We start from the raw sequence: 22,794 nt of genomic DNA, 5'->3' as shown, positions 1-22,794 counted from the left end.
TAAAAGAAGACATTATAGGAGGAAGTAAACAATGGATTTACTGAATAAAACAAGAAAAATAAACTCGATGCTGCAACAAACAGGCGGAAAGCAAGTTAATTTTAAAGAAATGGCTGAAAGCTTAAGCGAAGTAATTCAGGCGAATATCTTCGTAGTTAGCCGCAGAGGAAAATTACTTGGTTTTCAAATAAACCAACAAATTGAAAATGAGCGTATGAAAAAAATGCTCGAAGATCGTCAATTTCCTGAAGAGTATACAAATAATCTTTTCAATATTAAAGAAACATCTTCCAATCTTGATGTTGAAAGCGAATATACAGCTTTCCCTGTAGAAAACAAAGAATTATTCAAATCAGGCTGGACTACAATTATTCCTATCGTAGGCGGCGGTGAGCGCCTTGGTACATTAATTCTTTCCCGTGTAGAACAAAAATTCGCTGACGATGATTTGATTCTAGGTGAATACGGTGCTACTGTTGTTGGAATGGAAATTTTGCGTGAAAAGGCAGAAGAGATTGAAGAGGAAGCTAGAAGCAAGGCTGTTGTTCAAATGGCTATCAGTTCATTATCTTACAGTGAATTAGAAGCTATTGAGCATATCTTTGAAGAATTAAAAGGTAATGAAGGTTTATTGGTTGCTTCCAAAATAGCTGACCGAGTAGGAATTACGCGTTCTGTTATTGTTAACGCATTAAGAAAGTTAGAAAGTGCCGGTGTTATCGAATCTCGCTCTTTAGGTATGAAAGGTACTTATATCAAAGTATTGAATGCTAAATTCTTAAACGAGCTTGAAGGATTAAAACGCTAATACAGCAAATAGATAGACCGAAGTCAAAAAGTGACTTCGGTTTTTTTGTTACTGGATAAAAGAAGCCGGTTGGACGTAATTAACATCACTACAATTAACGTAAGATGTTGATAGTAATGTTATTGCACTCTTATTACTTAATAATGGGAAATCAATGAAGGGTTTTCAAACTAACTTTATTTACTTCTATTAGTAATGAAAAAAAACGAACTCCTAAAAATGGGTTCGTTTTTTTGTTAGTTGAAATTTGAACAAAATGTGAAAATAGCCAGGTAAATTCAAAAATAAACCATAAAAAATAAAAAAAGTTAATTTTTCTTGGTCAAAATAGGACTATTGTACTTATCATTTTATGTTAATTTTCTTTAATATAAATTATGACAAATAATTTATAAATGTGACTATTTTGTCTTATTTATACTTAAAATAAAGAAATATGTAATATTACTCTGTAAAATAATAGTGAATATAGTAGTATATTGGATAGATGTTCAATATATAGAAGGATTTGTCGTAGTAAATGAATAACTAATAGAGTAGGGAAAACTCTCTTTAAGTATGAAAGGGTGATAAAATGAAGCTTTTTTCCAACACAGTCAGCTTGCTTGAACAAGGGTTGAATTACTCGTCATTAAAATCAAAAGCTATCTCCCAAAATATTGCAAATGTCGACACGCCTAACTATAAAGCAAAAAATGTGAGTTTTAAATCTGAATTAGATCAAGCAGCACAAATAAATAATCAATCCTTTAAAACCGATAGCAGGCACTTTGAATTTGAGAAAACAGGAAGCAGTGCCATTCAAGTAACCAGTAACAGTTGGAATTATAATAGTACAGGAAATAGTGTGGATATGGATAGTGAAATGAGCGATTTGGCTACTAACCAAATCTATTACAATGCATTGATTGAACGGCTGAATGGCAATTTTCAAACATTAAAAAGTGTTATACAGGGAGGTAAGTAGGTATGGGTTTGTTCACTGGCATGAACATTACATCCAGTGCGTTAACAGCACAGCGACTGCGTATGGATGTGATTTCATCCAATATGGCCAACGCTGAAACAACAAGAGGCAAGTATGTTGATGGTGAATGGCAACCTTATCAAAGGAAATCAATTGAATTGCAAACAAAGGATAATGGGTTTTCTAATTTTTTGAATACAGCTATGAATAAAACAAATAATTCTTCTGTTGGTAATGGTGTTAGAGTTGCTGCGATTAAGGAAGATGTCAATATGGTTTACGACCCTGGCAATCAGGCAGCCAATGAAGCTGGTTATATCGAGGAGCCCGATTATAAACTGGTCTATGATCCAGCCCATGCAGATGCTGATCCAGAAACGGGGTACGTTAAAATGCCCAATGTTGATCCATTGCGTGAGACAGTTGATTTAATCAGTGCAACAAGGTCATATGAAGCGAATATTACAGTATTCAATGCATCCAAAGGGATGATGATGAAAGCACTTGAAATAGGAAAATAAAATTAGGGGGCTATAAGGGATGGAACCAATTCAATTAAACAACTCTGTTTCTTCAATTTTTACTCAAAAACTACCTAACTCACCCAATACTACACCATACGAATCTCAAAACTCTTTTGCGTCCGTCCTAAAGAAATCTATTGAAGAAATTAATACGACTCAGCAAGAATCAGCTACGATGACACAAAAATTAGCACTTGGTGAAAATGTTGATTTGCATAATGTAATGATTACATCCCAAAAAGCGAGTATAACGCTGCAGGCGGCTATGGAAGTCCGCAATAAAGCAGTCGAAGCTTATCAGGAAATAATGAGAATGAGCATGTAGAAAAATAATATATGCATTGTCCCAACGAAATTAATATTCCCTACATATGACAGGGAAGTCTCTGTGGACGTTAATATTGATGCAAAAGCTAAGTTCGGGGGATCACGATGAAGGAAACGTTCATAAAAATTGGAAATCAAATAAAAGATTTTTGGAAGAGCCGTTCAAGTAAACAGAAAACACTCTATATCAGTATGATGGCTGCAGTAATACTAATTGCTGCTGCGGTTGTTTTTCTTACTTCAAGAACAACGCTCGTTCCTCTATATAGTGATCTTTCACCAACAGAAACTGGATCTATAAAAGAGAATCTGGATGGCAGAGGAATCACGTCGGAAATCGCTAATAATGGCAGTACGATACTAGTTCCAAGTGAAATGGCAGATACGTTGCTAGTTGAGCTTGCTGCAGAGGGTATTCCGAAGTCAGGAAGCATAGATTATTCATATTTCAGTGAAAATGCAAGCTTTGGTATGACTGATAATGAATTTAATGTCATTAAACAGGATGCTATGCAGAATGAAATAGCAGGCCTTATTAAAGGGATAGAAGGAGTTCAAGGTGCTGAGGTTATTCTCACCCTCCCTGATAAGGGGGTATTCGTTAGTGATACAAAAGAGGAGGCCTCGGCTTCCATAGTATTAAATACAAAGCCTGGACAGGAATTTGAAGAGAAGCAAATACAAGCCTTATATCATTTAGTATCAAAAAGCGTCCCAAATCTTCCTACAGATAATATCGTCATTATGAATCAATACTTTGAGTACTTTGATTTAAATAATAGTGGCAGCAATAGTACGGATAGTTTTGCATCCCAAAATGAAATAAAGAAAGAGATTGAGAAGGATATACAACGCAGAGTTCAAAGTATGCTTGGAACGATCATGGGTAACGATAAAGTTGTTGTTTCTGTAACAGCTGATGTGGATTTTACCCAAGAAAATAGAGAAGAGAATCTTGTGGAACCCGTGGATGAAGAGAATATGGAAGGCCTGACGATCAGTGCCCAAAAACTATCAGAGAGCTATACAGGCGAAACAGGAGCAGAAGGCGGTACACCTGTTACTGAAGATCCTTCAGACTCACTGGGATCGCAGTATCTTGAAGGATCAAATGGAAATGGTGATTATGAGAAGACTGAGGAAACAGTAAACACAGAGGTTAACCGAATACGTAAAGAGATTAGTGAATCTCCATACAAAGTAAGAGATTTGGGGATTCAGGTTATGGTTGAACCACCTGATGCTAATGACACCAACTCTCTCCCAGAAGAAAGAATAACTGATATAAGAGATATTTTGGGGACGATTGTGCGAACAAGTATCGATAAATCAGAAAATGAAAATCCTCTAACAGATGATCAATTAGAGGAAAAAATTGCGATTTCCATCCAGCCATTTAATGGGAAAGTTACATTTGACGAACAGCAGGAAAACAGTACTCCGTGGTGGATTTATGTAATTGGCGGTGTATTATGTTTAGCGATTATTCTGCTTTTGATTTTTATTATCAAATCCAGAAAAAATAAAGAAATTGAGATAGAACAATATGAAGAACCGATCCCTCCTGTTTTGGTAGCCGATATTGAAGACGAAGCAGAATCAGAAGCCACTGTTAAAAGAAAGCAACTAGAAAAATTGGCGAAAGAAAAGCCTGATGAATTTGCGAAACTCTTAAGATCATGGATTACGGAAGACTAGGGGGTAAGAAGACATGTCTATCAGAGATAAAAAAAGTGGTCTAACGGGAAAACAAAAGGCTGCAGTCCTGCTCATTTCAATGGGGCCGGATGTATCTGCAAATGTTTATAAGCATTTATCGGAAGAGGAAATTGAAAAGCTGACCTTAGAAATTTCAGGCGTACGAAAGGTAGGCCCAAAAGAGAAGGAAGACATCGTAGATGAATTCCATACGATTGCGCTGGCACAGGATTACATTTCTCAGGGTGGAATTGGTTATGCCAAAACTGTATTAGAAAAAGCATTGGGCAGTGACCAGGCACAGGCCATTATCAATCGCTTAACATCATCTCTGCAGGTGAAGCCCTTTGATTTTGTCAGAAAAGCAGATCCGGGCCAAATTCTGAATTTTATACAGAATGAGCATCCTCAAACGATTGCCTTAATACTATCTTATTTGGAAGCGGGACAGGCAGGACAGATTTTATCAGAGCTTCCTCAGGATATGCAGGCAGATGTAGCGAAACGGATTGCCTTAATGGACAGCACCTCGCCTGAAATCATCAATGAGGTAGAACAAATTCTAGAACGAAAGCTATCTGCCACTGTTACGCAAGACTATACGCAAACCGGTGGAATTGAAGCCGTTGTAGAAGTGTTAAATGGTGTTGATCGTTCAACAGAAAGAACCATTTTGGATGCTTTAGAAATACAGGATCCTGAATTGGCTGAAGAAATTAAGAAACGAATGTTTGTATTCGAAGACATTGTCACCTTGGATAATAGAGCCATCCAAAGGGTGATTAAAGATGTAGAAAACGAAGATTTAATGCTATCTCTTAAAGTCGCCAGTGAAGAGGTTAAGGAAATTGTTTATAAAAACATGTCCAAACGGATGGTCGATACATTTACAGAAGAGATGGAATTTATGGGACCGGTTCGTTTACGGGATGTAGAAGAAGCGCAGTCAAGAATTGTTGCGATTATTCGACGCCTTGAGGATGCCGGTGAAATCGTCCTAGCCCGTGGTGGGGGAGATGACATTATTGTCTAGAATTATAAAGTCCCATTATACAGAAACACATGCGCAAGAGAAGAAAATAATCCGGATTAAAAAAATAATGAATGAACAGAATGAGTCCCTTTTTCAAGAAGAGTCAGTAGCTTCTGATCTAAATCGGCTCTTGATGGAAGCCAATCAAAAAGCTGAGGCAATTGTTTTAGAAGCTCAGAAACAGGCTGATCAAGTTTATCTAAAGATACAGGAAGAAGTAAAGCAATGGGATAAGGAAAAACAAATTCTCATTGAAGAGGCCAGACAGGAAGGGTATCTCATTGGTAAGGAACAGGGTGTTTCGGACTCAAAAAGAGAATATCAGCACATGCTGAACCTTGCACAAGAGACAATGAACCAAGCTAAAAAAGAATACCAATCTGTTGTGGAAAAGTCTGAGTTTACCATCCTCAACCTCGGAATAAAGGTAGCTGAAAAAATTATGAATCAGCACTTAGACGAAAATGAGGAAGATTATTTATTTATTGTGAAAAAAGCAATTAAGGAAGCGCGAGAATATAAAAATATTGAACTACATATTCCTCCGCTTCATTACTCTTTTGTCTTAACACATAAAAAAGAATTAATGTCCTTATTTCCAAGAGAAACAGAGTTTTATATCTATCCGAATGATGAGTTAGAAGGAAATGGATGTGTAATTGAATCATCCAATGGACGTTTGGTAGCAAGTGTGGATGAACAGCTGGAACAAATCAGAATTAAGCTTCAGGAAATCCTTGAGGAGGACCTCTCATGAAAGTCTCTCAATTAATAGATCAAATTGATACTCTCGATACGTTTAAGAGATATGGGCGAATTAAAAGAGTGGTAGGTCTTATGATTGAGTCTCAGGGGCCGGCCAGCTCAATTGGAGATGTATGCTTGATCCATACCGGCAAAAAGAACAAGGTAAAGGCTGAAGTAGTAGGATTCCGGGATGAGATTGTCATTTTAATGCCCTATAGTGTTGTAAGTGAGATAGCACCCGGCTCTATTGTCGAGGCGACTCGTAAACCGCTCGAGATCAAAGTAGGAACAGGTTTAATAGGCAAGGCACTTGATGCTATCGGAAACCCACTTGATGGAGGGTCACTTCCATACGGTTTATCCTCTACAGCAACGGAGCAGGATCCTCCAAATCCAATGTCACGTCCGCCCATTAATGAGGGAATTGAAACAGGTGTCCGCATGATTGATAGTTTACTAACGGTTGGAAAAGGTCAGAGGGTTGGAATTTTCGCGGGAAGCGGAGTAGGAAAGAGCACATTATTAGGAATGATTGCCAGGAATACGACAGCTGATTTAAATGTGATAGCTCTTGTTGGTGAACGTGGGAGAGAAGTCCGAGAATTTATCGAAAGAGATTTAGGTCCTCTTGGATTAAAAAGATCTATAGTAGTTGTGGCCACATCAGATCAGCCGCCCTTAATGAGAATAAAGGCTGCTTATACGGCAACAGCCATAGCTGAGTTTTTTCGCGATCGGGGGATGAATGTCATGCTGATGATGGACTCGGTTACAAGGATTGCTATGGCACAGAGAGAATTGGGTCTGGCTGTTGGGGAACCGCCGACAACTAAAGGGTATACTCCATCTGTCTTCAGTATTCTGCCAAGATTGCTAGAGAGAACTGGAACGAACAGTAAGGGAACGATTACAGCCTTTTATACGGTATTGGTAGATGGTGATGATATGAATGAACCTATTGCTGATACAGTACGTGGGATATTAGATGGACATTTTGTTTTAGACAGAGACCTTGCTAATAAGGGACAGTTTCCAGCAATCAATATTTTAAAAAGTATCAGCAGAATAATGGCTCATATTATAGAACCGGCTCATGCTAAAGCAGCTGAAAAGGTACGACAATCCTTAGCTGCTTATATGGAAGCAGAAGATTTAATTAATATTGGTGCCTATAAAAAGGGCTCCAACCCAATCATTGATGAAGCTATTACTAAATATCCTGCAATCATTGATTATTTAAAACAGGATGTAAATGAAAAAGTGACGAAACAGCAAAGTATCGAACAACTGCACTTATTAGTAGAGATGGGTGGATGATTCAATGCACTATCAGTATAAATTCGAAAAAATATTAACGATAAAAGAAAAAGAAAAGAATGATTCAGAGTCAAAATATACAGAAGCTGTAAAAGAGTTTGAATCAGAGGCCGAAAATCTCTATCAAGTGCTGAAAAAGAAAGAAGAGTTATTGGATTCACAATCTGAACAATTAAAACAGGGATTGTCCGTACAGCAGGTCAGATATAATCAGCATTTTTTGGATAATCATGAAAAGATGATTGCCCATTATCAAAAGCGTGTGATGGATACACGATCTAAAATGCACTTTTATCACCAGCTTCTGATAGAAAGCAATGTAGAGGTTAAAAAATACGAGAAAATCAAAGAGAAAGATTTTCAAAGATATTTTAATACAATGAAATACGAAGAAAATCGGCAAATGGATGAAATATCTATTCAACAATACATGAGCCGTTCATGATGGAGGCGTAGTAGTTGGATCGTATGGAAGAAAAGGAAAACAAAGGATTTAGTAAACTGAATTTGTTCCTTACTATATTGATTGTTCTGATATTCATAGCTGGAATTCTGGTAATCACCGTAACTTTCTCAGGTAAAAGTATAGGGGAACAAGCTGGAAAACTTGCTGAAAATATTCCCTTTTTAGGTGAGAGTGAGGAAAAGGCAGAAAAACAGACAAATCAAACAAATCAAGCGGATTATGTGAAAGAAATTGCTAGTCTTAAGTCAGAGCTTAAGGATAAAGAGAAAGAAACGGAAAGTCTTGAAAAATTGCTGGATAACAAGGAGATTGAACTCAAGCGCAGTCAGTTATCCGTAGAGCAACTGGAACAGACGATTTCAGAATTAGATCAAAAAAAAGAACAAAACTCAAGATCCTCAAAAGATATCATTGATACCTATGAGAAAATGGCTCCCAAACAGGCGGCCTTAATAGTAGCAGAAATGAATGAGAAAGAAGCGGTGAAAATCCTATCCTCTATTACTACAGAAGCCTTGGCTGACATTATGGAAAAGATGGAAGCTAAAAAAGCTGCCGTATTAATGGAAAAAATCTCGGCCGAGAAAAGTAATGGTGCTGAGGATTCTTAAGGGGAAAGCAGAAAGATTGAAAGGAGGTGAATAAATGAATCAGATGGGTGTATTGCCTAACAACCAATTTGTAAAAACAACTGCTTTACCTAATGACCAAGTGCAAATAAATAAAAAATCTCAGGATAAATCTTTTCATAAAATGCTCCAAGATGAAAAGAGCTTGGACAAAGCAGAGAAAACAGAGGATCCAGTATATGAAATACTGCATGATGGAGTTGAAGTAGATGATACTTTGAGTTTCCTGGAAAAAGAGGGACTTGAAGAGTTGGAAGGAGCATTTGAGCTGTTAAATATGCTGCTAACCAATAACCAGGAAGCTCTTCCAGAATCAGAGTTTATTCAACAGCTTCTGGGTGAAAATCCTTCTGAAGCAATTAAAGAGGCATTAAGGAATTTATTGGATTCATACGATACATTTAAGGAGATCGATTTTACTCAATTGCCTCCTGTTGAAGATGATATTGAAACACTTAATGGCATATTAACTAATGGGTTAGCAAAACCATTTGAAGGTTTAACAAATAATCAAAGAAATGCATTTCTTACTCTGTTGAATTTCGGAAAATTGGTTGTGATGAGCCATAAGCATACGTTCAATCAAAAAGGAGCAGAAAATGTTGGTCAATTAGATGCTCTTTTAATGAACTGGAAATACAAATTGACAGCCTTGGATGAAACAAAAAAACCAATTCTGTCTGATGTAAAAAACAATCCTGCTTCATTAAGAGATATAGGCATGAACACATACAATCTGCAATCTAAAACCTATTCATTAAACTTCAAAAATGGTGGTTCCATTGTCGGATTCAATCCTATGTCTGCTAAAAGTGCAGATATTCCGTTAAACCAAACAGTGATGATTGGAGACCTTCAGTTACAAACACAGCAGCAGAGTCCTGTCTTGACCCTTGAAAAAGGTGGACAAGCAGTAGGTGCAGATGAATTCATTAAATCATTTGAATCTCTCTTATCTAAATCGAATTTTACTAACCAAAATGGTGTTCAAAGATTATTTGTTCGATTGACACCGGAGAACCTGGGTACCTTGCAAATTGAATTAATACAAAAAGACGGCCAGCTGGTAGCCAAAATTATTGCCAATACACAAAAAGGAAAAGAGCTATTAGAATCTCAGATTCAAGGACTAAGAGTTTCATTGGCTGCACAGGGAATTGATTTCGACGAAATAGACCTAGAACAATCACAGGATACGCACTTCCAGGAAGAATCTCCTTCGGAAGAGAGAAGAAATCAGCATGAACATCAAGAAGATCAAAATGTTAGGGATCATGATGAAGAATTATTTTCAGGATTTTCAAGTGTTCTGGAAGAATCAATCATTAATCAGGAAATATAGGAGGAGTCATTTTGACAACGATTGATACAAGTCTTTTATATAGTTCCTTACAGAATCAAACGAGGGAAGTAAAAAATAACCTGGATAAGGATGATTTTCTGAAATTATTGCTGACACAGCTACAAAATCAGGATCCAACCAGTCCAATGGACGATACGGACTTTATAGCGCAAATGGCAACCTTCTCAAGTCTTGAGCAAATGACGAATATGAATACGACGTTAGAGAGCTTTGTGAACTCACAAAATCAAAATCTATTAATCACCTATTCGCAGTTTGTGGGGCAGGAAGTGACCTATCATAAACTGGCCAACCCAGATAACGAAGGTGGGGACACGGAGGTTGTGGAAGGAAAGGGTGTTGTGAAATCCATCCAATTTGTTGATGAGAGTGTGAAATTTATTCTAGAAGACGGGACTGTATTAGAGCCTGCAAATATTTCTTCCATAAATCAGCTATCAGAGGGCAATAATCTTGCCGAAGCGAGTCGTCTAATAGGGAAACAAGTGACTTGGCTGGATGATAAAGGGGAAGAACACACGGCAGAAGTATCTTCGGTCTTTCAAAGAGACGGAAAAGTTAAACTAGAGGTGAATGATGAAGCGAAAACCTCTCTGCTTCTCAATCAGTTGATTAAAGTAGGATAAAGATAAGAGGCGAAGTCAATGGATCAAAAAATTATATTCAGGCCACAAGTGCCAATTGCCAATCCACTTAAAGGTGCGCAAAAAAACCAAATGAAAAGTGGAAATGATTCTTTTGAAAGCTTTCTTAGGCCTGAACTGGACGCTGCAAATAAAGGTATTACAATCAGCAAGCATGCCCAACAGCGCATCCAACAACGAAATTTACAGATAGATGAACATCAATGGGGCCAGCTGGAAGTAAAATTGGCTGAAGCAAGGCGCAAGGGTTTAAATGATTCATTGGTGTTGATGGATCATGCAGCCCTCATTGTAAATGCAAAAAATAATACGGTCATTACTGCAATGGATAGAGACGAAGCGGGAGCCCAAATTTTCACAAATATTAATGGGGCAATCATTTTAAAATAAAAACTGGATGGCTGGACCTCATGAGAGGAAGCCAGGCTGTTGATCGACTGATACAGCCAAGCTGAAAGGGGAAAAATAATAATATGTTACGTTCCATGTATTCTGGCATTAGCGGATTAAAAAACTTCCAAACAAAATTGGATGTAATCGGTAATAACATCGCAAATGTGAACACATATGGCTTTAAAAAAGGCAGGGTTACATTTAAAGATACTATGAGCCAAACTGTTTCGGGTGCCAGCGGAGCCACTGCTGATAAGGGCGGTACGAATGCTATTCAGGTAGGCCTCGGAAGCTCACTGGCTTCGATTGATAATGTTGATACACAGGGAAGTGCCCAAACGACGAATCGAACACTGGATTTTTCTATTGAAGGTGATGGATATTTCGTAGTTAAAAATGGAAATCAACAATCATATACACGTGCAGGGAATTTTTATTTAGATCAGGATGGGGCACTTGTGACAAGTGAAGGATTTAAGGTTCTAGATATAGACGAACAGGAGATCACTATCCCGCAAAATATAGTCAGCTTCAGTATTGGACAGGGCGGCGAAATAACGGGTGTCGATGCAAATGGAGCTAGTGACACTATAGCAACAATTGGAGTAGCTAAATTCACTAACCCGGCCGGATTAACGAAGGCGGGTAATAATACATTTCAAGCATCTGCAAATTCTGGGGTACTCGACATAGGAACAGCAGACACCGAAGGTAGAGGGAAACTGACATCAGGTCGACTTGAAATGTCAAATGTGGATTTATCTGAAGAATTTACAGATATGATTGTGGCACAGCGTGGTTTTCAGGCTAATACCCGCATTATCACAACATCTGATGAAATCCTTCAGGAATTAGTTAATTTGAAAAGGTAATGGTAAAGGAGGCAGGGGCTAAAGAAATCCTTTAGCCCTCCCAATTATGATACAGGTAACCAAATTGAACGGAAAAAAATACTTTTTAAATGCATTATTCATAGAGTCTGTAGAAGCAAATCCAGATACGACTATAACACTTACCAATGGAAAAAAGTTAATCGTCGCAACTGAGGAAAGAGAACTTATACAGATGATTAATCATTTTTATCGCAGCATAAACGTTTTAGGACATCAGCAGAACCGGGAGGATACCGATGAAGAATAAATTAATACTTTTATTTTTGTCAGCTATTTCTTTGCTGGGGATCATCGCGGTTGTTGTGTTAATGAATTACACAGGCGACTCTGCAGATAAAGAACCGAGTATTGATGAGGTTATTAAATATTCTGTTGAAATACCGGAAATTACGACTAACTTAACGGATAATACGTTAATTCGAGTAACGTATATGATGGAAACAGACGGTAAAAAGGCAAAAGAGGAATTAGAAAAAAGAATTTTCCAAGTAAATGACATTGTCATTAAAGAATTATCTGAGATGAAAGCTGAACAACTGAATGATAAAAAGGGCAAACTGGAATTTGAAAATAAACTTAAGGAACAAGTGAATGAGTTGATGCAGGAAGGTAAGGTTATTCAAGTTTATACTACCTCGTCTATTCTCCAATAAAAAGCGACGGACATAAAAGTATCTGAAACTACGGAGGTGATTCGATTGTCTGGCGAGGTTTTATCACAGAATGAAATTGATGCATTATTATCTGCCCTCTCAACAGGTGAAATGGATGCAGATGAATTGAAAAAGGAAGAGAATGAAAGAAAAGTAAGAGTTTATGATTTTAAAAGAGCTTTACGGTTTTCGAAAGACCAAATTCGAAATTTAACAAGAATACATGAGAATTTTGCTCGTTTACTGACCACTTATTTTTCAGCGCAGTTACGCACGTATGTCAATATCAATGTTGCGACAGCTGATCAGCTTCCGTATGAAGAATTTATACGTTCAATTCCTAAAATGACGATTATGAATGTTTTTGAGGTTCCTCCTTTAGATGGACGAATCTTGATGGAAGTTAATCCGATTATCGCTTATACCATGCTCGATCGTGTATTAGGCGGCAGAGGTTCAAGTCTTAATAAAGTTGAGAGCCTCACAGAGATAGAAACCAAAATTATGTCCAATCTATTTGAACGTGCATTTGAGAATCTAAAGGAAGCGTGGGCTAACATAGCCGATATAAACCCGGAGCTATCAGAGTTTGAGGTTAATCCACAATTCTTACAGATGGTTTCCCCAAATGATACGGTGGTTGTAATTTCATTAAATATTACAATCGGTGAAGTTAGCGGGATGATAAATATATGTATACCGCATGTAGTATTAGAGCCTATTATTCCTAATTTATCTGTACATTATTGGATGCATACAAACAAAAAGAAAAGAGAACCAAATGAAGTACAAGCGATAGAACAACAAGTTCGAACAGCAGAGTTACCCCTGATTGCTCAATTGGGAACTGCTGATATTTTAATCCAAGACTTCTTAAATCTAACTGTGGGGGATGTTATTGAATTAGGTCAGCCAATAGACAGCCCAATCGTGTTGTCCATAGGAGATGTTCCTAAATTCCTTGGACAGGCAGGAAAGGTAAATAAGAAGATAGGCATTCAAATATTGGAGAACTTGAAAGGGGGAAGCTTAGAATGATGAACAATGAAAGACTTACTCAGGAAGAAATTGATGCATTATTAGATAGTTCTAATCAGGAAGTGTTTCCTGCTTCACCAGCGATAGGTGATTATTTTTCATCAATGGAACAGGATGCTCTTGGTGAAATTGGCAATATATCATTTGGAAGCTCAGCAACTGCTTTATCTATACTATTAAATCACAAAGTGGATATTACGACACCTTGCGTTTCTATAGTTGCCAGTGAAAAATTAGTGGAAGAATTTCCACAGCCATATGTAGCCATTCAGGTGGAATATACAGATGGTTTTATTGGTTCTAATTTGTTGGTCATAAAGCAGACAGATGCTGCTATTATTGCTGACCTCATGCTGGGTGGAGATGGGCATTCTCCAGCTGAGGATTTATCTGAGATTCATCTAAGCGCTGTACAGGAAGCGATGAATCAAATGATGGGTTCTGCTGCAACCTCCATGTCGACTGTTTTTAATAAGCGTGTAGATATCTCGCCTCCATCCATAGAGCTTATAGATTTAATGGAAGGCTCTGGACATGATGTTTTTCCAAAAGCTGATTTGCTTGTGAAAGTGTCTTTTAGATTAACGATAGGGAACTTAATAGATTCCTATATCATGCAATTATTGCCTGCGCATTTTGCCAGAAGTTTAGTAGATGAATTGATGAAGAAAACTTCTCCTGAGATGGGAGAGACAATTAAACAGAATCAACCAGCTGCCTATTCCATGAGTGGAGTGGAACCAACTGTGAGAACCAGTAATGAGAGAGTAGCTAAAACGGCATCTGATCAATCGTATCAAGCGGAGCACATCAACGACGCACTGTTGGGAGGTAAAACAGAGATAAATATGCAAAGCAATCAATATCTAGGAACGAATTCTGCTCCCTATAGCCAGCCGGTTCAGGTACAGCCTGCCACGTTTTCTGAATTTGAGCACACGCAGCGGTTAGATGAAAAAGAGGTTAATAACCTCAATATGTTATTGGATATTCCTTTGCAGGTAACCGTAGAACTGGGAAGAACGAATCGGTCCGTCAAAGAAATTCTTGAGCTATCATCAGGATCTATTATTGAATTGGATAAATTAGCCGGTGAACCGGTCGATATTTTGGTGAATAAGCGTTTGATTGCCAAAGGAGAAGTCGTTGTAATTGATGAAAATTTTGGTGTTCGGGTTACAGATATTATTAGCCGAACTGACCGTCTGAAAAAATTAAAGTAAGCTGGGGGAAGAAAGAATGTCACACAAAATTTTAGTAGTCGATGATGCTGCATTTATGAGAATGATGATTAAAGATATCCTGGTTAAGAATGGATATGATGTTGTGGGAGAAGGAGCGGATGGTCATCAGGCTATTGAGCTATATAAAGAAACAAATCCTGATTTGGTCACAATGGATATTACGATGCCAGATATGGACGGAATTACAGCATTAAAAGAAATACGCAGAATCAATCCAAATGCCAAGGTTATTATGTGTTCGGCAATGGGTCAGCAGGCAATGGTTATTGATGCTATTCAGGCAGGTGCAAAGGATTTTATTGTAAAACCTTTTGCAGCTGACCGAGTTTTGGAGGCAATCAGCAAAGCTTTATCGTAAAGAGGGGAAGTAAACGTGCAACGGATGCCAAGCTATATAAAGGTTATTCTTTTCTTCATTTTGTGTTTTGCCATTACTGCACCATTCAAAGAAATTGCAGTAAATGCAGCGCCAGACAATGGCAGCCAAAGTGTGGACAGTTATTACAATACTAAAGATCGTAAGACAGAGACAGGGGATATCGACCAGACCAATAATAACAGTATCTCTGATTCAGCTGAAAATGAGACAAATGACATTGGAATTACAATTGGAGATATCTTTAGAATGGTATTCGCCCTACTATTTGTTGCTGGATTAATGTACATTCTTCTGCGCGTCATTAATAAAAAGAATCGTGGATATCAGCACGGCCAAACTATTGAAAACCTGGGAGGGACTCCGTTAGGTGGAAATCGCTCTGTCCAGATGGTAAGGGTTGGGGAGAAAATCTACATTGTAGGTGTTGGAGACTCGGTTCAATTACTCAATGTGATTGATGATAAGGAAGAATACAGCAAGCTAATTGAAGAACATAATCAGAAATTAGAAACTCAGATTGCCCCAATGGACCTTGCAGGCAAGCTCATTGATAAATGGAAAATAAAAACTTCCAGGCAAACGGAGAAGTCGTTCAAAAGTCAATTTAATGAACAGTTGAAACAACTAAAGGAAGACCGCAAACAGATTACAAAAGAAATAAGCAAGAAAGGAACACACCGAGATGAATGACTTAATGACTCTCTTTAGCAGTGGGGATGCCGATACCGTTTCTACATCAGTTAAGCTGCTCCTGTTATTAACGGTTCTTTCTCTTGCACCAAGCATTTTAATTTTAATGACCTGTTTTACAAGAATTGTTATTGTTCTGGGCTTTGTTAGGACAGCTTTATCGACACAGCAAATGCCCCCTACACAAGTGTTGATCGGATTATCGCTCTTCATTACATTTTTTGTAATGGCACCGGTTTTATCTGAAGTGAATGATGAGGCGCTTCAACCGCTTTTTAAGGATGAAATAAAGCTGGAAGAAGCATATGAAAAGGCAGCAGGGCCCTTTAAGGAGTTTATGAGTAAACATACAAGGCAAAAGGATTTACAGCTATTCCTGGAATATTCTAAGGCGGATACACCTGAATCAATTGAAGATATTCCTTTAACTACGCTGGTACCTGCATTTGCGATCAGTGAAATGAAAACAGCCTTTCAAATTGGCTTCATGATTTTTATCCCATTTCTGGTGATAGACATGATTGTGGCGAGTGTTCTAATGTCCATGGGTATGATGATGCTACCGCCGGTCATGATCTCATTACCCTTTAAAATCTTACTGTTTGTGATGGTCGATGGATGGTATTTAGTTGTTAAATCTTTATTACAAAGTTTTTAGGCAGGTGAGAGAAAGATGACATCAGAAGCAGTAATTTCATTGGCTGAAAAGGGGATTTATACCGTATTAATCATAAGTGCTCCCTTACTGATCCTAGCTCTTGGGATTGGTTTAATTGTCAGTATTTTTCAGGCGACCACACAAATCCAGGAGCAAACGTTAGCTTTTATTCCGAAAATCGTTGCTGTTTTGTTGGGCATTGTATTTTTTGGGCCATGGATGCTGAGTAAAATGCTCTCTTACACGGCTGACATTTTTAATAATCTAACGAAGTTTGTAGGATAGGCTATGGAAGAGATTGTTCCCAAATTTAGTGTATACTTATTGATTTTTGTACGTCTTGCATCCTTTTTTATTACAATGCCTATCTTTTCATATAGAACGATTCCTGCACAGCATCGCTTAGGAATCAGTGCTCTGCTCGCCTGGATTATGTATTATACGGTATCTTCTCCAGGCTTTGAAATTGACGGTTTATATCTTTTATTGGTGTTAAAAGAAGCCTTAGTCGGATTAATGATTGGCTTTTTTGCGTATATGATGTTCTCAGCTGTTCAAACAGCCGGAGGATTCATTGATTTTCAGATGGGCTTTTCAATGGCTAATGTCATTGATCCGCAGACAGGGGTTCAAAGTCCCTTAATGGGTCAATATCTTTATACATTTGCACTCCTTTTTTTGCTGGCGATTGACGGACATCATTTGTTATTGGACGGAATTTTTTACAGCTATGAATTCATCCCTTTGTCAACAGATTTTCTTCCGTTTGGAAATGAGCAAATCCTCACATTGATGATTCATTTCTTTACACAGTCATTTATCATTGCTTTTCAAATGTCTATCCCAATTGTTGGAAGTTTGTTTTTGGTAGATATAGCACTAGGTATTGTAGCAAGAACGGTGCCGCAAATGAATATATTTGTTATTGGTTTTCCAATCAAAATATTTGTCAGTTTAATTTTGTTAACTATTACGATGGGAACCATCTTACTTCTGGTAAAAGGGCTTTTGAATACAACATTGGAAGGAATGCGTTCGCTTATGCATCTGCTTGGAGGAAGTTAGAATGAGCCTACTAAAACTGGATTTGCAATTTTTTTCGGGGGAGAAAACAGAAAAGGCTACTCCTAAAAAAAGACAGGATGCAAGGAAAAAAGGGCAGGTTGCCAAAAGTCAGGATATCAATACAGCAGTTGTTTTGTTAGGGGTATTTCTCATTTTATATATAGCAGGTGGTTTTTTAAAAGATAGATTACTAGCTATTTTTAAGTATCCAATCAATCTATCTGCTACCTTCTCATATTCAGAAGCGGATTTATATTTAATGTTTATTGAACTTCTTAAACAAATGGCTATTATCTTGGGACCTATTATGTTAGCGGCTTTTATAGCCGGAATTATCGCTAATTTTGCGCAGGTAGGAGCCATGTTTTCAACCGAAACTATACAATTTAAGCTTGAAAAAATTAACCCAATAAAAGGGTTTAAACGGATTTTTTCAATGAGAGCGCTCGTCGAAATGCTCAAATCTATATTAAAGATTTCGGTCATTGGAGTTATAACCTTTTATTCTATTTGGTCGCGGTTGGATGAAATTATGATGCTTTCAACTAAAACGATGGGGGCATCCTTAATTACACTTGCAGATATTACAGTCAAAACCGGTTTGTTTGCTTCGGGAGCTTTATTGTTTTTAGCCCTGTTGGACTATCTTTATCAACGTTTCGATTTTGAAAAGAGCATTCGAATGTCTAAACAGGAAATTAAACAAGAGTATAAAACAATCGAAGGAGATCCGATAATAAAGTCTCGAATCAAGCAAAAACAAAGAGAAATGGCCATGTCGAGAATGATGCAGGAGATACCAAAAGCTGATGTAGTAATTACGAATCCGACCCACTATGCGATTGCTTTAAAATATGACGAAAATCAGCTGGATGCACCATATGTAGTAGGAAAAGGGCTGGATTTTGTTGCCCAGAAAATAAAGCTTGTCGCTAAAGAAAATGATATTCCGATGATGGAAAACAGACCATTAGCAAGAGCATTGTACAATCAGGCAGATATCGGTCAGGCAATTCCTGAAGAGTTTTACAAAGGAGTGGCTGAGATTCTTGCGTACGTCTATAAACTGAAAGGCAAGTCGTAGGAAATATGATTAGCCTGATATCATTTTTGCCGTTTGATTATAGTTAGCATAATTAATCTAAGATATTGATAGATTCACGTTCTATTAATTACCCGTTAGGAGAGAAGTAGCATGCGAGCAAGAGATTTATCAGTTTTAATAGCCGTCATAATGATTGTAGCCATGTTAATTATCCCTTTACCAACATGGTTGATAAGTTTTTTAATCATGGTCAATATTTCTCTTGCCTTATTAGTATTATTGACTTCAATGAATACACAGGAACCTTTGCAATTTTCTATTTTCCCTTCCTTACTGTTGCTCCTCACGTTATTTAGACTCGGCCTTAATATTTCTACGACTAGAGCAATCCTGACACACGGGGATGCCGGTGGAGTCGTTCATGTATTCGGTGACTTTGTAGTTGGCGGTCAAGTGATCGTTGGATTGGTCGTTTTCCTAATCTTAATCATTATTCAATTCATTGTCATTACAAAAGGGGCTGAACGTGTAGCAGAGGTGGCAGCCCGATTTACGCTTGATGCAATGCCAGGTAAACAAATGAGTATTGATGCCGATTTAAATGCCGGAATGATTTCTGAACAAGAGGCGAGAACCAGACGTGATAAGGTGTCGAGAGAAGCTGATTTTTTTGGTTCGATGGATGGTGCCAGCAAGTTTGTTAAAGGTGACGCCATAGCCAGTATTATTATTGTCTTAATCAACCTGATATTCGGAATGATTATCGGTGTTATGCAAATGGATTTATCATTTGGTGAGGCGGCTGTGAAATTTTCACTTTTATCTGTAGGGGACGGGATTGTCAGTCAGGTGCCAGCCTTACTGATTTCAACTGCGACAGGTATTATCGTGACGAGAGCAGCATCAGATGGCAATCTTGCTTCAGATATTACATCTCAGCTTTTTGCTTATCCACAAATGCTGTATATTGCTGCCGGAACTATTCTGTTATTAGGGCTTTTTACACCGATTAATAATTTTCTAACATTATTTATTTCTGGTCTATTGGCTTTGGGGGCTTATAAAGCTACATCTATTCAACAAAAAGAAAGCACTGTTTCTGAACTGGAACCAGATGATACCGCAGAAGCGGAAGAAATGAAAAGTCCGGAAAGCGTCATTAGTCTTCTCAGTATTGATCCGATTGAGTTTGAATTCGGTTATGGGTTAATTCCATTAGCGGATGCCAATCAGGGCGGAGACCTTTTGGACAGGGTGGTTATGATTCGCAGGCAGCTTGCTATTGAATTGGGTCTTGTTATACCCGTTGTAAGAATCAGAGATAATATTCAGCTTAAGCCTAATGAATATAGGCTGAAAATTAAAGGTGCTGAAATGGCCAGGGGTGAGCTTTTGTTAGATCACTATTTAGCGATGGCTCCAGGAATGGATGATGATTCTATAGAAGGAATTGATACGATAGAACCTTCCTTTGGGCTGCCGGCCAAGTGGATTACGGAAGAGACCAAGGAATATGCTGAAATGCTAGGCTATACCGTTGTGGATCCACCATCAGTTGTTTCCACACATATTACTGAAGTCATTAAAACAAATGCAGCTGATTTGATTGGGCGTCAGGAAACAAAACAATTAATTGAGCATCTCAGAGAGTCTGCACCAATTTTAATAGAAGAGGTTACGCCTAATCCTTTATCTGTAGGTGATATACAAAAAGTTCTGGCTAAATTATTGAGAGAAAAGGTCTCAATTAGGAACCTACCAGTTATTTTTGAAACCTTAGCTGATTTTGGAAGGATGACAAATGATACTGACATTTTAGCGGAATATGTTAGACAGGCACTTGCCCGTCAAATCACAAACCAATATGTAACGGGTGATAATTTAAAAGTGTTAACTCTTTCTGGAAGAGTTGAAAAAATCGTTGCCGACAGTGTTCAACAGACAGAACAAGGTAATTATCTATCGCTAGATCCGACTAACTCACAGAAAATCCTTGAATCAGTAGCAGGAAAGCTTGAGGAGCATGCCTTACTTGATCAGGCACCTGTATTGTTATGTTCACCAGCTGTAAGGATGTATGTGCGCCAGCTGACAGAGAGATATTTCCCGCAGCTTCCGGTACTATCATATAACGAATTGGAAGCAAATATAGAGGTACAAAGTGTAGGGGTGGTGAATGCTGAATGAATGTGAAGAAGTTTACAGGGATATCCATGCAAGAAGTGATGAGTAAAATACGGGCGGAATTTGGAAATGATGCCGTCATATTAAATTCAAAAGTAGTCAATAGCAATGGTATTCTTGGTCTATTTAAAAAGAAATCATTTGAAGTGATTGCCGCATTGGATACCGATTCAGTGGAAAGTAAAAAAACAACATTCACGAAGGTAAATAAAGATACGATTCCATCCATAAAAAAGGAATCAATTGAACAACCTGTTCAATTTTCCAATTCAACAAAAAAAGATATCGATAACCCATCTAATGAAATACTTAAAAAATTGCACGATATGAAACAAATGTTATCACTAGAATCCAAATACAATCACTTTCCAGATCCATTAAGAGAATTACACCATCAGCTTGTTGTAATGGAGTTGGATAAGCATATAATCGACAAACTGTTGGAGTATCTATTGGGAAAATGGAGGAATAATCAAAGGTCTGCTGAAATGACTAAGGCGGACCTATCAGAGCTGGTCCATATCTACTTACTTGAACAATTAAAGAATTTTGCCGTTAATGGTGAGCAATTATTTAAGAGAAAATATATAAATATTATAGGTCCGACTGGTGTTGGGAAAACCACTACAATTGCAAAAATTGCAGCTGAATATGTGATTAAGCATAATAAAAAAATTGCGTTCATCACTACGGACACCTATCGAATCGCAGCTATTGAACAATTGAAAACATATGCAGAGATATTGAGAGTACCAGTCGAAGTGGCGTATAACAGTGATGATTTTAAACAAGCTGCTGAGCGTTTTGCCCATTACGATCATGTATTTATAGATACAGCAGGCAGAAATTTTCGAAATCAGGAATTTGTTGAGGAACTTAAAGGGCTGATTGATTTTAATATCGATATGCTGACATATCTTGTCTTTTCCGCTACTTCCAAAGAGATTGATATGACAGCGATCTATAACCAGTTTTCCATAATACCCATTCACGGAGCTATTTTTACCAAATTAGATGAAACTGCCTATCATGGTTCCGTGGTGAATTTTATTCTTAAACATCATGTTCCAGTTATTTATATGACAAATGGACAAGATGTTCCCGATGATATTATTGCTGCCACCCCGGACAAAATTGTCAAAATGGTATGTGGAGGTCATTTATATGTATGACCAAGCGGAACTGCTTCGACAAAAGATACAATATAAAAAAGAAGAGCCATCTGCCAAAGTAATTGCAGTTGTAAGTGGAAAAGGCGGAGTCGGTAAATCCAATTTTTCATTAAATTTTTCAATTGGACTCGCTAAGCAAAATAAAAAAGTATTGATTATAGATATTGATGTAGGAATGGGAAATATCAATATCTTAATAGGCCAAATGGGCAGATATACAATAGCAAATCATTTTAATGAGGGGATCCCTCTAAGGATGGCTATTTCTGCCGGGCCTGAAGGAATCCATTATATTCCTGGGGGTACAGGTTTAACAAATTTTTTTAAAATGGATCAAAAACAATTTGCTCACTTTAGCCATCAATTTCAAAGCATTCTGGAAGAATATGATTTTATTATTTTGGATATGGGTGCGGGAATATCAGAACAATCCTTGCAATTTATCGTTTCTGCGAATGAATTGATTTATATTACAACACCAGAGCCAACGGCAATAACGGATGCTTATTCCATGATGAAATATCTTGTTAGCAGAACGGATGCACCGTTCTATCTTCTCTGTAACCGGGCTTCAAGCCGGAAAGAAGGCAATGAGGTCATTTTACGTTTAACGAGAGCTGCGCAACAGTTTTTACATAAAGAAATCGTGGCACTTGGGATTTTGCCAGATGATAAAACGGTACAAAAAGCAGTCATAAGACAAATTCCATTTATCCTCTTGAATTCTCGGGCTCCATCTAGTGAAGCACTAAACAAAATCATTGCTCAGTATATGGGAAGCGTGGATAAAGAGGGCAATTCACCTGCTTCGTTTATGAAAAAGATGAAGAATTTTCTTTTCGAAAGGCAGGCTTAAG

General features: G+C 37.7%; 27 protein-coding genes. All 27 read left to right on the top strand.

The window, feature by feature from the left end:
* Positions 1–31: 31 nt before the first annotated feature.
* The 27 genes from codY to AC4G3N_RS07660 all read left to right on the top strand — a co-directional run bounded on the left by codY (position 32) and on the right by AC4G3N_RS07660 (position 22,793).
* Positions 32–808: a GTP-sensing pleiotropic transcriptional regulator CodY gene (codY, locus tag AC4G3N_RS07790; RefSeq protein WP_066100446.1), complete on the top strand. Its 777-nt coding sequence runs from the start codon at positions 32–34 to the stop codon at positions 806–808.
* Positions 809–1,382: 574 nt separating this feature from the next.
* Positions 1,383–1,775, top strand: a complete 393-nt coding sequence (gene flgB, locus AC4G3N_RS07785) for a flagellar basal body rod protein FlgB (protein ID WP_491089992.1) — start codon at positions 1,383–1,385, stop codon at positions 1,773–1,775.
* A gap of 2 nt (positions 1,776–1,777) precedes the next feature.
* Positions 1,778–2,296: a flagellar basal body rod protein FlgC gene (locus AC4G3N_RS07780; protein ID WP_491089991.1), complete on the top strand. Its 519-nt coding sequence runs from the start codon at positions 1,778–1,780 to the stop codon at positions 2,294–2,296.
* A 19-nt stretch (positions 2,297–2,315) separates the two neighbouring features.
* The gene (fliE, locus tag AC4G3N_RS07775; protein ID WP_139891254.1) at positions 2,316–2,624 is read left to right on the top strand and encodes a flagellar hook-basal body complex protein FliE; all 309 of its coding nucleotides are present in this window, start codon (positions 2,316–2,318) and stop codon (positions 2,622–2,624) included.
* A gap of 107 nt (positions 2,625–2,731) precedes the next feature.
* Positions 2,732–4,324: a flagellar basal-body MS-ring/collar protein FliF gene (fliF, locus tag AC4G3N_RS07770; protein ID WP_491089990.1), complete on the top strand. Its 1,593-nt coding sequence runs from the start codon at positions 2,732–2,734 to the stop codon at positions 4,322–4,324.
* Between the two features lie 13 nt (positions 4,325–4,337).
* Positions 4,338–5,357 carry a flagellar motor switch protein FliG gene (gene fliG / locus AC4G3N_RS07765; RefSeq protein ID WP_066100433.1) on the top strand — a complete coding sequence of 340 codons (1,020 nt, stop codon included), beginning with the start codon at positions 4,338–4,340 and terminating at the stop codon, positions 5,355–5,357.
* On the top strand, positions 5,350–6,114 hold the full coding sequence (gene fliH, locus AC4G3N_RS07760) for a flagellar assembly protein FliH (protein ID WP_491089989.1): 765 nt from the start codon (positions 5,350–5,352) through the stop codon (positions 6,112–6,114). The genes fliG and fliH overlap by 8 nt, the downstream gene beginning before the upstream one ends.
* A complete protein-coding gene (gene fliI / locus AC4G3N_RS07755) occupies positions 6,111–7,421 on the top strand; it encodes a flagellar protein export ATPase FliI (protein ID WP_491089988.1) in 1,311 nt (436 codons plus the stop codon). The genes fliH and fliI overlap by 4 nt, the downstream gene beginning before the upstream one ends.
* A gap of 4 nt (positions 7,422–7,425) precedes the next feature.
* Positions 7,426–7,866, top strand: a complete 441-nt coding sequence (fliJ, locus tag AC4G3N_RS07750) for a flagellar export protein FliJ (protein ID WP_139891250.1) — start codon at positions 7,426–7,428, stop codon at positions 7,864–7,866.
* A 14-nt stretch (positions 7,867–7,880) separates the two neighbouring features.
* Positions 7,881–8,498 carry a MotE family protein gene (locus AC4G3N_RS07745; RefSeq protein WP_140461270.1) on the top strand — a complete coding sequence of 206 codons (618 nt, stop codon included), beginning with the start codon at positions 7,881–7,883 and terminating at the stop codon, positions 8,496–8,498.
* Between the two features lie 34 nt (positions 8,499–8,532).
* A complete protein-coding gene (locus tag AC4G3N_RS07740; protein ID WP_491089987.1) occupies positions 8,533–9,858 on the top strand; it encodes a flagellar hook-length control protein FliK in 1,326 nt (441 codons plus the stop codon).
* Positions 9,859–9,869: 11 nt separating this feature from the next.
* Complete coding sequence (gene flgD, locus AC4G3N_RS07735) at positions 9,870–10,505, top strand: flagellar hook assembly protein FlgD (RefSeq protein ID WP_225983672.1); 636 nt, start codon at positions 9,870–9,872, stop codon at positions 10,503–10,505.
* 18 nt (positions 10,506–10,523) lie between these two features.
* Positions 10,524–10,913, top strand: coding sequence for a TIGR02530 family flagellar biosynthesis protein (locus AC4G3N_RS07730; RefSeq protein WP_139891246.1), 390 nt, complete (start codon positions 10,524–10,526; stop codon positions 10,911–10,913).
* Positions 10,914–10,996: 83 nt separating this feature from the next.
* Positions 10,997–11,788, top strand: coding sequence for a flagellar basal body rod protein FlgG (gene flgG, locus AC4G3N_RS07725; protein ID WP_491089986.1), 792 nt, complete (start codon positions 10,997–10,999; stop codon positions 11,786–11,788).
* A 46-nt stretch (positions 11,789–11,834) separates the two neighbouring features.
* A complete protein-coding gene (locus AC4G3N_RS07720) occupies positions 11,835–12,056 on the top strand; it encodes a flagellar FlbD family protein (protein ID WP_139891244.1) in 222 nt (73 codons plus the stop codon).
* On the top strand, positions 12,046–12,462 hold the full coding sequence (gene fliL, locus AC4G3N_RS07715; protein WP_139891243.1) for a flagellar basal body-associated protein FliL: 417 nt from the start codon (positions 12,046–12,048) through the stop codon (positions 12,460–12,462). The genes AC4G3N_RS07720 and fliL overlap by 11 nt, the downstream gene beginning before the upstream one ends.
* A 45-nt stretch (positions 12,463–12,507) precedes the next feature.
* Entirely contained in the window at positions 12,508–13,500 is a 993-nt protein-coding gene (gene fliM / locus AC4G3N_RS07710) for a flagellar motor switch protein FliM (RefSeq protein WP_139891242.1), read from the top strand.
* Positions 13,497–14,723, top strand: a complete 1,227-nt coding sequence (fliY, locus tag AC4G3N_RS07705) for a flagellar motor switch phosphatase FliY (protein WP_139891241.1) — start codon at positions 13,497–13,499, stop codon at positions 14,721–14,723. Before fliM ends, fliY begins: the two co-directional genes overlap by 4 nt.
* Positions 14,724–14,739: 16 nt before the next feature.
* A complete protein-coding gene (locus tag AC4G3N_RS07700; protein ID WP_491089985.1) occupies positions 14,740–15,102 on the top strand; it encodes a response regulator in 363 nt (120 codons plus the stop codon).
* Positions 15,103–15,126: 24 nt separating this feature from the next.
* Positions 15,127–15,813 (top strand): flagellar biosynthetic protein FliO, encoded by a 687-nt coding sequence (locus AC4G3N_RS07695; protein ID WP_254654688.1) that lies wholly within the window; start codon positions 15,127–15,129, stop codon positions 15,811–15,813.
* Entirely contained in the window at positions 15,806–16,471 is a 666-nt protein-coding gene (gene fliP, locus AC4G3N_RS07690) for a flagellar type III secretion system pore protein FliP (protein WP_490995877.1), read from the top strand. Before AC4G3N_RS07695 ends, fliP begins: the two co-directional genes overlap by 8 nt.
* Positions 16,472–16,486: 15 nt before the next feature.
* Entirely contained in the window at positions 16,487–16,756 is a 270-nt protein-coding gene (fliQ, locus tag AC4G3N_RS07685) for a flagellar biosynthesis protein FliQ (protein ID WP_066100423.1), read from the top strand.
* A gap of 3 nt (positions 16,757–16,759) precedes the next feature.
* Positions 16,760–17,536, top strand: coding sequence for a flagellar biosynthetic protein FliR (gene fliR, locus AC4G3N_RS07680; protein WP_491089984.1), 777 nt, complete (start codon positions 16,760–16,762; stop codon positions 17,534–17,536).
* A 1-nt stretch (position 17,537) separates the two neighbouring features.
* Positions 17,538–18,620 carry a flagellar biosynthesis protein FlhB gene (flhB, locus tag AC4G3N_RS07675; protein ID WP_491089983.1) on the top strand — a complete coding sequence of 361 codons (1,083 nt, stop codon included), beginning with the start codon at positions 17,538–17,540 and terminating at the stop codon, positions 18,618–18,620.
* A 111-nt stretch (positions 18,621–18,731) separates the two neighbouring features.
* Positions 18,732–20,768, top strand: coding sequence for a flagellar biosynthesis protein FlhA (gene flhA / locus AC4G3N_RS07670; RefSeq protein WP_066100412.1), 2,037 nt, complete (start codon positions 18,732–18,734; stop codon positions 20,766–20,768).
* A complete protein-coding gene (flhF, locus tag AC4G3N_RS07665; RefSeq protein WP_491089982.1) occupies positions 20,765–21,937 on the top strand; it encodes a flagellar biosynthesis GTPase FlhF in 1,173 nt (390 codons plus the stop codon). Before flhA ends, flhF begins: the two co-directional genes overlap by 4 nt.
* On the top strand, positions 21,930–22,793 hold the full coding sequence (locus AC4G3N_RS07660; RefSeq protein WP_491089981.1) for a MinD/ParA family protein: 864 nt from the start codon (positions 21,930–21,932) through the stop codon (positions 22,791–22,793). The genes flhF and AC4G3N_RS07660 overlap by 8 nt, the downstream gene beginning before the upstream one ends.
* Position 22,794: the final 1 nt, after the last annotated feature.

The sequence above is a fragment of the Bacillus sp. z50 genome (assembly GCF_058313585.1).
The sequence above is the reverse complement of the archived record's forward strand: the minus strand, read 5'-3'. Positions and strand labels throughout refer to the sequence as shown.

Bases quoted from the DNA above. Each gene is read 5' to 3' on its own strand.
- codY (WP_066100446.1), top strand. From the start codon at position 32: ATGGATTTACTGAATAAAACAAGAAAAATAAACTCGATGCTGCAACAA.
- flgB (WP_491089992.1), top strand. From the start codon at position 1,383: ATGAAGCTTTTTTCCAACACAGTCAGCTTGCTTGAACAAGGGTTGAAT.
- AC4G3N_RS07780 (WP_491089991.1), top strand. From the start codon at position 1,778: ATGGGTTTGTTCACTGGCATGAACATTACATCCAGTGCGTTAACAGCA.
- fliE (WP_139891254.1), top strand. From the start codon at position 2,316: ATGGAACCAATTCAATTAAACAACTCTGTTTCTTCAATTTTTACTCAA.
- fliF (WP_491089990.1), top strand. From the start codon at position 2,732: ATGAAGGAAACGTTCATAAAAATTGGAAATCAAATAAAAGATTTTTGG.
- fliG (WP_066100433.1), top strand. From the start codon at position 4,338: ATGTCTATCAGAGATAAAAAAAGTGGTCTAACGGGAAAACAAAAGGCT.
- fliI (WP_491089988.1), top strand. From the start codon at position 6,111: ATGAAAGTCTCTCAATTAATAGATCAAATTGATACTCTCGATACGTTT.
- fliJ (WP_139891250.1), top strand. From the start codon at position 7,426: ATGCACTATCAGTATAAATTCGAAAAAATATTAACGATAAAAGAAAAA.
- AC4G3N_RS07740 (WP_491089987.1), top strand. From the start codon at position 8,533: ATGAATCAGATGGGTGTATTGCCTAACAACCAATTTGTAAAAACAACT.
- AC4G3N_RS07730 (WP_139891246.1), top strand. From the start codon at position 10,524: ATGGATCAAAAAATTATATTCAGGCCACAAGTGCCAATTGCCAATCCA.
- flgG (WP_491089986.1), top strand. From the start codon at position 10,997: ATGTTACGTTCCATGTATTCTGGCATTAGCGGATTAAAAAACTTCCAA.
- AC4G3N_RS07720 (WP_139891244.1), top strand. From the start codon at position 11,835: ATGATACAGGTAACCAAATTGAACGGAAAAAAATACTTTTTAAATGCA.
- fliL (WP_139891243.1), top strand. From the start codon at position 12,046: ATGAAGAATAAATTAATACTTTTATTTTTGTCAGCTATTTCTTTGCTG.
- fliY (WP_139891241.1), top strand. From the start codon at position 13,497: ATGATGAACAATGAAAGACTTACTCAGGAAGAAATTGATGCATTATTA.
- AC4G3N_RS07700 (WP_491089985.1), top strand. From the start codon at position 14,740: ATGTCACACAAAATTTTAGTAGTCGATGATGCTGCATTTATGAGAATG.
- AC4G3N_RS07695 (WP_254654688.1), top strand. From the start codon at position 15,127: ATGCCAAGCTATATAAAGGTTATTCTTTTCTTCATTTTGTGTTTTGCC.
- fliP (WP_490995877.1), top strand. From the start codon at position 15,806: ATGAATGACTTAATGACTCTCTTTAGCAGTGGGGATGCCGATACCGTT.
- fliQ (WP_066100423.1), top strand. From the start codon at position 16,487: ATGACATCAGAAGCAGTAATTTCATTGGCTGAAAAGGGGATTTATACC.
- fliR (WP_491089984.1), top strand. From the start codon at position 16,760: ATGGAAGAGATTGTTCCCAAATTTAGTGTATACTTATTGATTTTTGTA.
- flhB (WP_491089983.1), top strand. From the start codon at position 17,538: ATGAGCCTACTAAAACTGGATTTGCAATTTTTTTCGGGGGAGAAAACA.
- flhA (WP_066100412.1), top strand. From the start codon at position 18,732: ATGCGAGCAAGAGATTTATCAGTTTTAATAGCCGTCATAATGATTGTA.
- flhF (WP_491089982.1), top strand. From the start codon at position 20,765: ATGAATGTGAAGAAGTTTACAGGGATATCCATGCAAGAAGTGATGAGT.
- AC4G3N_RS07660 (WP_491089981.1), top strand. From the start codon at position 21,930: ATGTATGACCAAGCGGAACTGCTTCGACAAAAGATACAATATAAAAAA.